At 57.6% G+C, this 13194-nt stretch carries 12 protein-coding genes; 5 read left to right on the top strand and 7 right to left on the bottom strand.

Annotated features, from left to right (window positions below):
- The first annotated feature begins 20 nt into the window (after nucleotides 1-20).
- From ettA to AC6I8X_RS03325, 3 genes are all read left to right on the top strand, one after another.
- Nucleotides 21-1688 carry an energy-dependent translational throttle protein EttA gene (gene ettA, locus AC6I8X_RS03335; protein WP_299457583.1) on the top strand — a complete coding sequence of 556 codons (1668 nt, stop codon included), beginning with the start codon at nucleotides 21-23 and terminating at the stop codon, nucleotides 1686-1688.
- Between the two features lie 321 nt (nucleotides 1689-2009).
- The gene (locus tag AC6I8X_RS03330; RefSeq protein WP_313683803.1) at nucleotides 2010-3167 is read left to right on the top strand and encodes a mandelate racemase/muconate lactonizing enzyme family protein; all 1158 of its coding nucleotides are present in this window, start codon (nucleotides 2010-2012) and stop codon (nucleotides 3165-3167) included.
- Nucleotides 3160-4446, top strand: a complete 1287-nt coding sequence (locus AC6I8X_RS03325; RefSeq protein ID WP_299457587.1) for an MFS transporter — start codon at nucleotides 3160-3162, stop codon at nucleotides 4444-4446. Before AC6I8X_RS03330 ends, AC6I8X_RS03325 begins: the two co-directional genes overlap by 8 nt.
- Nucleotides 4447-4477: 31 nt before the next feature.
- Here the strand turns inward: AC6I8X_RS03325 and nadR are convergent, their stop codons facing one another.
- From nadR to serB, 3 genes are all read right to left on the bottom strand, one after another.
- A complete protein-coding gene (gene nadR / locus AC6I8X_RS03320) occupies nucleotides 4478-5716 on the bottom strand; it encodes a multifunctional transcriptional regulator/nicotinamide-nucleotide adenylyltransferase/ribosylnicotinamide kinase NadR (RefSeq protein ID WP_313683801.1) in 1239 nt (412 codons plus the stop codon).
- 128 nt (nucleotides 5717-5844) lie between these two features.
- The gene (radA, locus tag AC6I8X_RS03315) at nucleotides 5845-7227 is read right to left on the bottom strand and encodes a DNA repair protein RadA (RefSeq protein ID WP_084872470.1); all 1383 of its coding nucleotides are present in this window, start codon (nucleotides 7225-7227) and stop codon (nucleotides 5845-5847) included.
- A 13-nt stretch (nucleotides 7228-7240) separates the two neighbouring features.
- Nucleotides 7241-8218 carry a phosphoserine phosphatase gene (gene serB, locus AC6I8X_RS03310; RefSeq protein ID WP_299457592.1) on the bottom strand — a complete coding sequence of 326 codons (978 nt, stop codon included), beginning with the start codon at nucleotides 8216-8218 and terminating at the stop codon, nucleotides 7241-7243.
- A gap of 107 nt (nucleotides 8219-8325) precedes the next feature.
- On the opposite strand from serB, the gene AC6I8X_RS03305 reads away from it, so the two are divergent.
- Nucleotides 8326-8985: a YtjB family periplasmic protein gene (locus tag AC6I8X_RS03305; protein WP_497840566.1), complete on the top strand. Its 660-nt coding sequence runs from the start codon at nucleotides 8326-8328 to the stop codon at nucleotides 8983-8985.
- On the opposite strand, the gene yjjJ is transcribed toward AC6I8X_RS03305, so the two are convergent.
- The 4 genes from yjjJ to AC6I8X_RS03285 form a co-directional block, all read right to left on the bottom strand.
- Nucleotides 8982-10304 (bottom strand): type II toxin-antitoxin system HipA family toxin YjjJ, encoded by a 1323-nt coding sequence (gene yjjJ, locus AC6I8X_RS03300; RefSeq protein WP_313689883.1) that lies wholly within the window; start codon nucleotides 10302-10304, stop codon nucleotides 8982-8984. The two genes, AC6I8X_RS03305 and yjjJ, sit on opposite strands and share 4 nt — an antisense overlap.
- Nucleotides 10305-10407: 103 nt before the next feature.
- Nucleotides 10408-11091, bottom strand: a complete 684-nt coding sequence (gene yjjG, locus AC6I8X_RS03295; protein ID WP_313689886.1) for a pyrimidine 5'-nucleotidase — start codon at nucleotides 11089-11091, stop codon at nucleotides 10408-10410.
- 20 nt (nucleotides 11092-11111) lie between these two features.
- Nucleotides 11112-11552 (bottom strand): ribosomal protein S18-alanine N-acetyltransferase, encoded by a 441-nt coding sequence (gene rimI, locus AC6I8X_RS03290; protein ID WP_310616126.1) that lies wholly within the window; start codon nucleotides 11550-11552, stop codon nucleotides 11112-11114.
- Nucleotides 11524-11934 (bottom strand): DNA polymerase III subunit psi, encoded by a 411-nt coding sequence (locus AC6I8X_RS03285; protein WP_313689890.1) that lies wholly within the window; start codon nucleotides 11932-11934, stop codon nucleotides 11524-11526. Before AC6I8X_RS03285 ends, rimI begins: the two co-directional genes overlap by 29 nt.
- Before the next feature lie 106 nt (nucleotides 11935-12040).
- Here AC6I8X_RS03285 and rsmC point away from each other — a divergent pair, with 106 nt between their 5' ends.
- Nucleotides 12041-13072, top strand: a complete 1032-nt coding sequence (rsmC, locus tag AC6I8X_RS03280; RefSeq protein ID WP_299457604.1) for a 16S rRNA (guanine(1207)-N(2))-methyltransferase RsmC — start codon at nucleotides 12041-12043, stop codon at nucleotides 13070-13072.
- The last annotated feature ends 122 nt before the right edge of the window (nucleotides 13073-13194 follow it).

The raw sequence follows: 13194 nt of genomic DNA, 5'->3' as shown, positions 1-13194 counted from the left end.
GACCAGGAGTTCCATACAACGTGGCTCAATTCGTCTATAGCATGCATCGCGTCGGCAAAGTGGTTCCGCCGAAGCGTCATATTCTGAAGAATATCTCTCTCAGCTTTTTCCCTGGGGCAAAAATTGGTGTCCTCGGCCTGAACGGCGCGGGTAAATCTACCCTGCTGCGCATCATGGCCGGGATTGATAAAGATATCGAAGGGGAAGCCCGCCCGCAGCCGGGTATTAAAGTCGGCTACCTGCCGCAGGAACCGCAGCTCAACCCGGAGCACACCGTGCGTGAATCCGTTGAGGAAGCGGTGTCCGAAGTGGTAGGCGCACTGAAGCGTCTCGACGAAGTCTACGCGCTGTACGCCGATCCGGATGCAGATTTTGACAAATTGGCCGCCGAACAGGGCCGTCTGGAAGAAGTGATCCACGCGCACGATGGTCACAACCTCGAAACACAGCTGAACCGTGCGGCTGACGCGATGCGTCTGCCAGACTGGGATGCGAAAATCGCCAACCTGTCCGGTGGTGAACGCCGCCGTGTCGCGCTGTGCCGTCTGTTGCTGGAAAAGCCAGACATGCTGCTGCTCGACGAACCGACGAACCACCTGGATGCAGAATCCGTGGCGTGGCTGGAACGTTTCCTGCACGATTTCGAAGGCACCGTGGTGGCGATCACCCATGACCGTTACTTCCTCGACAACGTCGCTGGCTGGATTCTGGAGCTGGACCGCGGTGAAGGTATTCCGTGGGAAGGTAACTACTCCTCCTGGCTGGAGCAGAAAGATCAGCGTCTGGCGCAGGAAGCGTCGTCTGAAGCTGCACGTCGCAAATCGATTGAGAAAGAGCTGGAGTGGGTGCGTCAGGGCGCGAAAGGCCGTCAGTCAAAGGGCAAGGCCCGTCTGGCACGCTTTGAAGAACTGAACAACACCGAATACCAGAAACGTAACGAAACCAACGAACTGTTCATTCCGCCAGGTGCACGCCTCGGTGACAAGGTGGTGGAAGTCAGCCATCTGAGCAAATCTTATGGTGACCGTGTTCTGATTGATGATCTGTCCTTCTCGCTGCCGAAAGGCGCGATTGTCGGGATTATCGGACCGAACGGCGCGGGTAAATCCACTCTGTTCCGTATGATGTCGGGTCAGGAGCAGCCGGATTCCGGCAGCATCGAGCTGGGTGAAACCGTTAAGCTGGCGTCAGTTGATCAGTTCCGTGATGCGATGGATGGCAGCAAAACCGTGTGGGAAGAAGTTTCTGGCGGCCAGGACATTATGCGTATCGGTAACACCGAAATGCCAAGCCGTGCTTACGTCGGTCGCTTTAACTTTAAAGGCACTGACCAGGGCAAACGCGTTGGCGAGCTGTCTGGTGGTGAGCGCGGTCGTCTGCACCTGGCAAAACTGTTACAGGTAGGCGGCAACCTGCTGCTGCTCGATGAACCGACTAACGACCTCGATATCGAAACCCTGCGCGCGCTGGAAAACGCCCTGCTGGAATTCCCGGGCTGTGCCATGGTGATCTCGCATGACCGTTGGTTCCTCGACCGTATCGCTACCCACATCATTGATTATCAGGATGAGGGCAAAGTGGAGTTCTTCGAAGGTAACTTCACCGAATACGAAGAGTACAAAAAACGCACCCTCGGCGCCGATGCACTGGAGCCGAAGCGTATGAAGTACAAACGTATGGCGAAGTAAGTACGCTAACGCATGAAATGAGGCACCTTCAACGGTGCTTTTTTTTGCGCGATAAATCGCGCCGCTACAGACAGTTGCCTCTTCCGTAGCGGCGCGATTTATCGCGCGGTTTTGATTTTTAAACGCTATTTGTGATCGCCTGCACCCTGCTCCGTTGATCGGCCCAAAAACTCGCCTGAATCCGCTTTCACTCCTGGGCTGTTGCCCGATGTAGCCGCTTTGCCCGCTTTTTATACTCGCTATTGACCTGACTTATCTCTCTCAGTCCCGGCATTCTTCATAACTATTCACGCCGGGCGTTACCCTATTGAGGTCTATGGCATGAAAATAACTATGATCGAAGTGATGCGTATCGCGATCCCGTTTGATGCGCATCGACGCCCACCAGCGGAACAGGAAACCACCTTTAACGCCGCCTCGCCGTCACTCAGTCGGATGGAAACGCTACTGGTAAAAGTCACCAGTGACACCGGACTGGTTGGCTGGGGTGAAGCTTTTGGGCATCTGGCGAATCCAGTGACCGAGCAGGCGCTGTCCAGCCTGGTGGCACCGTTTTTCCTGCAACGGGAGTTGCCCGATAGCCAACAGGCCATCGCGGCGCTGATGCAAAGTGCCGAGCAGGCTTTACATGCATTTGGTCGCAGCGGTCCGGTACGCTACGCGTTATCGGCGATGGATATCGCCCTGTGGGATCTGCTCGGCCAGCAGCGCCAGCAACCGCTGTGGCAACTGCTGGGAGCCACGCGGCAGCGCATAGAGCGTTACGCCAGCCTGGTGAGTTATGCCAACGATCCGCAGGAAGTCGCCGCTCAGGTGCAGCGCGCCCACCAGCAGGGTTTCCGCACCCTGAAGCTGCATGAAACCGCCCAACCCGCCATTGCCGCCGCACGCGCCGCGCTGCCTGCCGAGGTGCAACTGATGGTGGACGTGAACTGTCCCTGGACACGTGAACAGGCCAGCCAGCAGGCTTACGCATTACGCTCGCTGGATTTAGGCTGGCTGGAGGAACCGATTTGGCCACCGGATGATTTTGATGGCCTGTCGCAGCTACGCCGCGTGGGCGTGCCGCTGGCAGCAGGGGAAAATGTCGATGGCGATTTTGGTTTCGTCAATCTGCTGGAAAGTGGTGCCGTCGATGTGGTGCAACCCAGCGTCACCAAGGTGGGGGGTATCACGGCGGCCCTGCATGTATTCGAACTGGCGCAACAATATCGTGTGCGTGTGGTGCCGCACTGCTTCTATTACGGTGCAGGGATGCTGGCAACGGCGCATCTGGTGGCTGTGCTGCCGGAGAGCGTCAAAATGGAGATCCCGTGGATCGATTTTGCCGCCCCACTCTATCCCGACCTGCCTGCCGAGGTGAGCTTTACCCTGAGCCAGCGCCCAGGCCTCGGTTATCAGCCCGATGAACAGGTGCTGCGGGAATATCGGTTAACCCATCAGCAGATCGATCAACAGGGAGTGCAGCGCCATGTTTAAAAACTATCGTGTGGTCATTGCCCTGCTGCTGTTCTGTGCCGGTATGCTCAACTATCTCGATCGCGCGGCCCTGTCGGTGATGGCTCCACTGGTGAAAAAGGATCTGGGGATTGATGATGCGCAGATGGGCATCCTGTTCAGCTGCTTCTTTATTGGCTACTGCCTGTTTTGCTTCCTCGGTGGCTGGGGGGCAGACCGCTTTGGTCCACGCCGCGTTTACGCCTGGGCTGCCACTATCTGGTCGCTGTTCTGCGGCGCAACGGCGCTGGTCACCGGCTTTGGCCATCTGCTGATCGTCCGTATGCTGTTCGGCATTGGCGAAGGCCCGATGGGCACCACCACCAATAAATCGATTGCCAACTGGTTCCCACGCCAGGAGGTGGGCCGGGCCGTCGGCTTTACCAATGCCGGACAACCGCTGGGGGCAGCGATTGCCGCACCGATCGTCGGACTGGTGGGGCTGAATTATGGCTGGCGTATCGCCTTTGTGGTGATTGCCGCACTGGGCTTTGTCTGGGTCGCCTGCTGGCTGCTGCTGTTCCGTGATAAACCGGAGCAGCATCCGCGCGTCAGCCAGGCGGAAAGCCAGCTGATTATGCAGCAGCGTCCCGCCAGCCAGAGCACCAGCACGCCGCAGCAGGACAATCATTCGCTGTGGCGTTATGTCTTCTCGCTGCCGGTGCTGGGCGTCGCCAGTGCGTTCTTCTGCTTCAATTACATCCAGTATTTCTTCCTCTCCTGGCTGCCCAGCTACCTGACCGATTTCCAGCATCTGGATATCAAAAGCATGAGCATCATCGGCATTCTGCCGTGGCTTGGTGCCACAGTGGGTTTTCTCGGTGGCGGCGTGGTGTGTGACATGCTGTTTCGCCGTACCCAAAACTTCCTGTTGTCGCGCAAGCTGGTGATCTTTGTCGGTCTGGCAGTGGCAGCGTTGTGCGTGCTGCTCACCGCCTGGAGCCAGAGCCTGGCAGGCGCAGTGACGCTGATTACGCTGGCGAGCGTGTTTGCCTATATGACGCCACAGGCGTGCTGGTCGTTGTTGCAGGATATCGTCCCGGCGGGTCGCATCGGCACTGCGGGTGGCTTCGTCCATCTGCTGGCGAATCTGGCAGGCATTTTGTCGCCGGGGATCACCGGCTTCCTGATTCAGTATGGCGGCGGCTATCACACCGCCTTCGTGCTGGCGAGTGTGCTGGCGCTGGCAGGCATGTTATTGCTGGCGCTGCTGGTGCGGCAAAAAGGGGTGAATACCCTGCGCGCACTGGCGACGCATTAAAATCCTTGCCGGGCCTGATGCCCGGCTTTGTTTAACGTGGGGCACCATCCCCCAGCATCTGCTTCACCAACTCGACACAGCGCAGGAAGCGCGTGTCGTAGTCATCTTCTTTCACATGCACGAATTCAACATTGTTCTCGCGCAGCATGGTGATGAGCAGCGACTGAAATTCGCGTCGATCCACCGAACTGCCGAGGCTGCGCAATCCATCCGCCACCCAGGGCACATTATTCTCCAGCAGGATCACCAGATCGAAACGGTATTCATCAATCAACGCCTGGACAAAGGGGTGTTCACGCCCCTCATACTTGAGGCAGAACGCCTGCGTAGTGATGAAATCAGTGTCGATAAACGCCACCTTGTTGGCGTATTTGACGGCAAAATCAATGTACTGCGCCTGGCCGAGAGCAATTTTGTCGTAGTCGGAATATTGCAGCGCGATCTCATCCCCGCCGAGGTGGGAGAAAACATAATCGCGGCCATATTCCCACGCGCTGGTGGTATTAAAGATATTCGCCAGCTTATTCACCAGCGTCGATTTACCGCTCGATTCACCGCCCAGCACCGCTACGGTGCGCACAAAGAACGGTTTCACCTCGGTGGGAATATATTCCCAGTAGCGGAACGGATCCTGACGAATCTGCCCACCGCTGATGCTCATAAAAGATCGGCTGGGATCGATTACCACCGCTTCGATACCGAGATGCTGCTGATACATCGGCGCATCCGGCGCTTCGCTGGTGTAAACGCAATCGGCTTCAATCCCCTGCTGCGTCAGAAACGCTTTCACCCCTTCACTCCACACATCCCAGCCGTGCGGATACGGTTCGATCCCCTCTTCATTGAACGAGTGGATACGGATATTTTTCTGATATTTAAAGGTTTGCAGCAGCCAGCGCAGACGATCGCTGACCGTCGGCTGCTGTGACATGGCGCTGTTTTCAAACAACTCACGATCGCGCGGATCGTCATGTCCCATGATGATATGCAGCTCATCCACCTGGCTACAGGCGCGCTGGATCAGATAAATATGCCCGGTATGCAGCGGATAGAATTTACCGAACACCACGCCGACCGTTTTCTGCCGACGCGGAAATTCCAGCCCGAGAAAACGGTGCAGCGCTTCCAGCTTTTGCGCACTGGGGCTTTTGATTTTGGCATTCAGCAACTGGCTTAAGTAGCCTTTGGTCATCCCGCTGGCATCCGCTACCTGTTGCAGCGTGTGGCCCTGCTGGCGTATGGCGGTTTTCAGGTAGTCAAATGATGACACTGCGTGCCTCCTGCATAAAATTGGGATACTAATGTTTTCGCATGTCCGTAGCGGCGCGATTTATCGCGCAGATTTTGCCACCGTTAAGGTCAAAAGAGCGCGATAAATCGCGCCGCTACAGGCCAGGTTTACAGCTCATCCAGAATCGCCAGCGCATCGGCCAGCTTCTTCGCGCTGTAAACTTTCATCCCGTCGATAGGTTTTTTGGGGGCATTGCCCGCAGGCACAATCGCACGTTTAAAGCCGTGCTTGGCCGCTTCTGAAATACGTTCCTGGCCACTTGGCACCGGACGAATCTCCCCCGCCAGCCCGACTTCACCAAAGATCACCAGATCCTGCGGCAGTGGACGATCGCGCAGGCTGGAGACCATCGCCAGCAGCAGCGCCAGGTCGGCACTGGTTTCGGTGACTTTCACGCCACCGACCACGTTCACGAACACATCCTGGTCCGCCATCTGCAAGCCACCGTGGCGATGCAGCACCGCCAGCAGAATCGCCAGACGGTTCTGTTCCAGGCCAACCGCCACACGACGTGGATTACCCATCATCGAGTGATCGACCAGCGCCTGAATCTCCACCAGCAAGGGACGCGAGCCTTCCCACACCACCATCACCGAGCTGCCTGAGGTCACCTCATCACCACGGGACAGGAAGATGGCCGACGGGTTGCTGATCTCGCGCATGCCCTGCTCGGTCATAGCGAACACCCCCAGCTCGTTCACCGCACCAAAGCGGTTTTTATGGCTGCGCAGGGTGCGGAAACGGGAATCGGCATCGCCATCCAGCAGCACTGAACAGTCGATGCAGTGTTCCAGCACTTTTGGGCCCGCCAGCGAGCCATCTTTGGTGACGTGTCCCACCATCACAATCGCCACGCCGCGCGTTTTGGCGAAGCGCGTCAGGTAGGCGGCGGTTTCGCGTACCTGCGCCACGCTACCGGGCGAAGACTGGATCTCCGCCATATGCATCACCTGGATCGAGTCGATCACCATCAGCTTCGGTTGTTCCTGCTCGGCGATCAGACAGATCTGCTCGATACTGGTTTCCGACAGCATATTCAGGTTTTCGGTAGGTAATCCCAGACGATGGGCGCGCATCGCCACCTGTTGCAGGGATTCTTCGCCGGTGACGTACAGGGTTTTCATCCCTTCCGCCAGCTTACACATCACCTGCAACAGCAACGTCGATTTCCCGGCACCGGGATTGCCGCCAATCAGAATGGCACTGCCCGGCACCACGCCGCCGCCGAGCACACGGTCAAACTCTTTAAAACTGGTGGAGAAGCGTGGCAACGCCTCAAGGCTGATCTCGGAGAGCTTCTGCACCCGGCTGGTGCCCGCGCTACCGGCATAGCCACTCAGACGCTCGTTACGTGCGCTCGCCGGCGAGGCCGCAATGCGTACCTCGGTGATGGTGTTCCAGGCGTGGCAGGCGCTGCATTGCCCCTGCCAGCGCGGATAATCAGCGCCGCATTCATTACAAACGAACGCGCGTTTTGCCGCTTTGGCCAAATCAGTTCCTTAATTAACGCTCTTCGTGAATCAGGCTGCCGCTCAGGATGCAGAACACCCCCATCAGGTCAGCATGGCGGATAATCACTTCCGTCTGCTCATTCACTTTCGGTTTAGCATGATAGGCGATACCCAGACCCGCGGCTTTAATCATCGGCAGGTCGTTAGCCCCGTCGCCAATCGCCACGGTCTGTTCCGGTGCAATGGCAAAACGCTGCGCCAGATTGTTCAGGGTATCGGCTTTAAATTGGGCATCGACAATCTGTCCCAGCACCTGGCCGGTCAGCTTGCCGTCGCGGATTTCCAGCTCATTTGCCATGGCCGCCGCCAGATGCAGCGTGTCACGCAGATAATCGGCATAGTAGGTGAAGCCGCCGGAAGCAATCGCTACCTGCCAGCCCAGCGCCTGCAACTTTTGCACCAGCGTGGTCAGGCCCGGCATCAGCGGTAGCGTATCGCGTACCTGCTTCAGGATATTAGCATCCGCCCCGCTCAGGGTGCCGACGCGTTCACGCAGGCTGGCTTTGAAATCCAGTTCGCCGCGCATCGCACGCTCGGTAACTTCCGCCACCTGCTCACCACAGCCCGCCAGTTTGGCGATTTCATCGATGCATTCGATCTGAATCGCGGTGGAATCCATGTCCATCACCAGCAGGCCAGGCGTTTTCAGATGGGGGATCTTGCCGAGCGGCGCCACATCAAAACCGGCATCATGCGCCAGTTTCATGGCACGCGGCGTCAGCGAGCCAGCCAGACGCATCACCTGGTACTCATCGACATTCCAGGCACTGACGATCACCATCGCCGCCCCCAGCTGATGCTGGTAGTCGGTCAGCTTTTGTTTATCAAGCCCGCGCCCATACAGTAACCAGCCAGTCCGACCAGCACGGTAATCCAGCGGCATCACTTCATCACCGCTGAGGGAAAGGGGTAAGCCCGGCCAGAGGGACACATCGGCAGGCAGATCGCACCAGGTAAGACGATTTGGCATTACAGCTCCTGTAGGGACAACAAAACCACGCAAGAGGCTACCTTGTCTGCGCGGGTTCTGGCAACATAATTGCCAGGCTTTCTGTTGTTATGTCACACGGGTTTCTGATGGTTAAAACGGCACTGAAATTTCGCCTGCACCGCACGGTAATTGTTCTTATCTCGCTGGCCCTGTTAGTGGTGCTGATGCAGGGTGCATCCTGGTTTAGTCTCGGCCATCAAATGGCACGCTCCGAACAGGTGGATGAACTCGCACGTACCCTGACCAAACAGGTGGCGTTCAGCCTGCAACCCCTGATGGATAACAGCGACGATAATCGCCCGCAGATTGAAGCCATCCTCCATCAGCTCACCGATAACAGCCGTATTCTGGATGCCTCCGTCTATGACGATGATGGCAGCCTGGTGGCGCACAGCGGTGAAAACATCAATGTGCGGGATCGCCTGGCGCTCGACGGCAAACGCGCCGGGAGTTACTTCAACCACCAGATTGTCCAGCCGCTCAACGGAAAAGATGGCCCGCTGGGTTTTCTGCGCGTCACGCTGGATACCCACGTGCTGGTCACCGAATCACGCCAGGTGGATAACACCACCAATATTTTGCGCCTGATGATGCTGCTGGCGCTGGCGATCGGTATCATCCTGACCCGTACTCTGCTGCGCGACCGCCGTACCCGCTGGCAGCAATCCCCTTTCCTGCTTACCGCCAGTACACCAGTGAAGGAAGATAAAGAAGAAGAAACGGCCACCGAAGAAACCAAATCTTAGGCCATTTTTTCGATAGTCACATCCAGCGCAGCCAGCTGTTGCTGCGCCTGGTGCGCGATCTGCCGGAATCCCTCGCTAAACGCCATATCAGCCGCAATCGTCTGCCAGTAGCGTTTTGCCATCGCGCTGGCAGCACGCCAGACATCTCCCGGCAATGAGAAATCGAGGGTTAAATTCACTTCGTCGCGCATATGTCCCAGCGAATTCGGCGCCAGCGCCATCGGCAACATGTCGTAAGCCGGGGTGAGTTGCAGCCGCTCGCCGCCAGTAAAAAACGACAGATTCCCGGCATGCATGTCGCTATTGGCGATCAGGCGACCAAACGCCCATTGCAGCGTGCCGCGCTGCACTGACGCCTCATCAATGCGCTGCTGCTGCGCCAGCTCGCGCAGCGCATCCGGCCAGTGCTGCTGTCGCCCTAAAAATTCGGCACTGACCGCCTCAAGGGAACACATGCCCCGACGGCCCCGCTCGCCTTCACGATCGAAGCGCTGGACCTCAAGAAACAACTGACCGCCCTGTTCGAGAATCTGGCTATGCGCCGCCGCCAGCCCCGCCGCCGCCAGTTGGCGCAGCGCGCAATCCTCCGCACGCAGCAAATCGCGCCAGCGCTGGCTGCTTTCACTCTGGCGCGCTACGGTGAATTTGACCAGACAATGGCGCTGACCCGAGGTGGTTTCGGCGTAACAAAGAAATTTGGGCTGCTCACCCGCCGCCGACGATCCCACTTCATCACCGTCCAGCACCTGCTGCGCCAGCTGCGGATAACGCATGATTTTTTGCCCGGCACTCAACGCCGTGGGAGCCGATTGCTGCAACCAGCGCTGATACGCGGTAGCCCCCAGCAGGCAATTGCCTGGCATATCCATGCCGGTTACCGTCAGCGCCATCAGGCACTGTTCATCACTCCAGACGCGCAGATCCTCGGTCAGCCCAAGAGATTGCGCATTCTCCCGCCCCCAAAGCCGTCCGAGAAAACCCTGCGGGCGCATATCGCTAAGAAACCACGGCAATCCTTCGTAAAACGTCCCGTTGTTCTGTGCATCAAGATGGAGGCAGCTGCCCTGCGGCCAGGTACGCACCAGCCAGCCCGTCTGCACCGTTTGCCCCGACGGCAGCACCCGATAGAGAGGAAAACGGCTTTCGCCCCGCAGCGGCCGCAGCAGCGCATAACGTGTGGCGCGCGCTTTGCCCCATCTGACAATTTGGTCCAGCTGACGTAACTGCCGCGACAACGTCGCCTGGCTGATGCCAAGCCGACGTACCAGTTCGGGCGCGCCCAGCGGGCCATCCAGCAGTTGTGAAGTGATATCCGCCATCCCGCCCCCTGATGAATAGATTAATGAATAGATTCTAGCATAAAAAAAGGCCCGCTCAGCGGGCCTTCAGGCGCAGGTTCATCATAATGATGAATAGATACTTTTACCCCTGCGTCAGCAAGTTTTCCAGCTCAGCCAGCGATGTCACGCGCCAGTCTGGGATGATGTCCTGCGGCAATGGACGCGTGCCGTGATCCAGCCAGCAGGTTTTCAATCCGGCATTGATGCCGCCGAGAATGTCCGACTCCGGCGTATCGCCCACCATCAGCACGCGTTCACGCGCCGGGTTGCCGAGTAATTCCAGCGTGTGATCGAAGATGGCGCGATCGGGTTTCGGCACCCCCACCTGCTCCGAAATCACCACCGCAGAAAAATAATCACGGAAACCGGTACGTTCCAGTCGTGCCTGTTGCAAGGCGGTGAAACCATTGGTGATGATCGCCATTTTCACCTTACCGTGCAGCGCGTTCAGCAAACTGGCCGCACCCGGCAAAGGCAGGCAGATCTCGGCCATCGCAGTGAGGAAGCCGTGATTCAGCACTTCTGGTGCGATGCTGAGTTTCTCGCCCCAGCCGGTAAAACGACGTGTTTGTAGCTGCAAGGCCGAAATCGCACCATTCTGATAATCGACCCACAACGGCTTGTTGATCGCCTGATAATCGGCGTAGTCCTGGTCGGTGAATTGCACATCATAACCGGCAAACATACGTTGCAGGCCGGCATAGGCGTCGAAGTGAAACAGCGTGTCATCCGCATCAAAAATAATGCAGTCCCAATCGTTTAACATAGATCTCCTAAGCCAAAGGGCTACAGCGTTAACGCCATGATGATGGCATCTTCTCGTCCGCTGGCAGTGGGGTAATAATTCGGGCGGCGGCTGACCTGATGAAACTCCAGCTGCTCATACAAAGCAATGGCAGGCAAGTTGGACGCGCGCACTTCCAGCCACAGCGTCATTACGTCGCGCTTCTCCAGCTCGGCAATCAAATGCTGCAACAGCTGGCGCGCATAACCCCGACGCTGAAAATCAGGATCGACCGCGATATTGAACAGCGAAGCTTCGTCCAGCACCACCTGGGTGATGGCAAAGGCCACCAGCTTGCCTTCCGCTTCAAAACGTAAATTTAAAAACCGCTCGCCCTGATTGCTGGCAAACGTCTGTTCGCTCCAGGGAAAAGCGTGGCTGCGGCGTTCAATCGCCAGCAGTTGTGGCTGGTCTTCAGGGGTGATTAAAGAGATGGCTGTCATGATTACACATCTGTTGCCAGAGGGCGCGTTTCGCCGCGCCGCTGCTGATTAATTCATTGAAAGCGGCAGTCGTGAAGGTGACGCCATTAAAAGGATGCGCGCCGTCAACACCCAGCAACCAGCCTGCGCAATCGACCTTTTCCGGCAGCATCGGCAGTTGTTCCGGGGTGAGCGTCATCACCTGAGCAGGCTGAAGATGCAGCGTACGCAGCACATCCTGCACCAGCGGTTCGTGCAAGGCGGGCGCGTGTTCGGCCACCAGCACCAGTCGGGTATCGGGCGCAAGACTCACCGCTATTTCGCCCTGAAGCACGCGCGGACGCCGCAATTGATACTGCGTAATCCCCATTTGCTGTAAAAGCCAGTCGCGCCTTGATGTCATGCTGTTACCCGTTGTGCAGCCATAATGCGACGCTATGCTAGCAAACCCATCGAACATGCGCCAACAAAGCACTATAATCCCCGCTCTGATTTAACAGGAGCCATTCATGTCAGCTTTAACCCCGGCCAGCGAAGTGATTCTGCGCCACAGTGATGAATTTACCGCCCGCCACGTTTTATTTGCTGGCGATTTGCAGGATGACCTGCCCGCCCAGCTGGAAACCGCTTCAACGCGCGTGCATACCCAGCAATATCATCACTGGCAGAACCTCAGCCGTCGCCTCGCAGAGCGCGCGGTGTATGGTCTGGTGGCAAGCGCCGACGATGTTGCCGGTTGCGATACCCTGATCTACTTCTGGCCAAAGAACAAACCAGAAGCCCAGTTCCAGCTGCAAAACCTGCTCTCTCTGCTGCCGGTCGGTAGCGATATCTTTGTGGTGGGTGAAAACCGCAGCGGTGTACGCAGCGCGGAAGGCATGATCGAACCCTGGGCCAAATTAGAGAAGATCGACAGCGCACGCCGCTGCGGCCTGTATCACGGCCAGCTGGAGCAGCAACCGGCCTTTGATGCTGCCGCGTTCGGTGACAGCTACATGCTGGACGATCTCACCATCCATACCCAGCCGGGTGTCTTCAGCCGTGACGGCCTTGATGCCGGCAGCGCGCTGTTGCTGTCTACGCTGACACCGCATACCAAAGGGAAAGTGCTGGATATCGGCTGTGGCAGCGGTGTGCTGGCAACGGTACTGGCGCAGCACTCACCGAAAGTGCGTCTGTGGCTGTGCGACGTGCATGCCGCCGCGATTGCCGCGAGTAAAGCTACCCTTGCGGCCAACGGTCTCGAAGGTGAAGTGTTTGCCAGCAACGTCTTCTCTGATGTGAATGGCCGTTTCGATCTGATCATCTCCAACCCGCCGTTCCACGATGGCCTGCAAACCAGCCTGGATGCGGCAAACACGCTGATCCGTGGCGCGCTGAAGCATCTCAGCACCGGCGGTGAGCTGCGCATTGTCGCCAACGCCTTCCTGCCCTATCCGCAGGTGCTGGATGAAACCTTCGGTAATCATGAAGTGCTGGCGCAAACCGGGCGCTTCAAGGTTTATCGTGCGGTTTACGGACGCGGCGCGAAAGCGCGTTAATTCAGCGATGTGGCTGACGCGGCGGCAGAAACGTTGCTTTTTGCAGCAATCGTTTCACCGTCGCGAAATATGTGTTGACGCATTGAGTAAAATCTCTAAAATGCGCCTCCGTGGTTAGCAAT

The sequence above is a fragment of the Pantoea sp. X-Soil-TKNS-1280 genome (genome assembly GCF_059730475.1).
The sequence above is the reverse complement of the archived record's forward strand: the minus strand, read 5'-3'. Positions and strand labels throughout refer to the sequence as shown.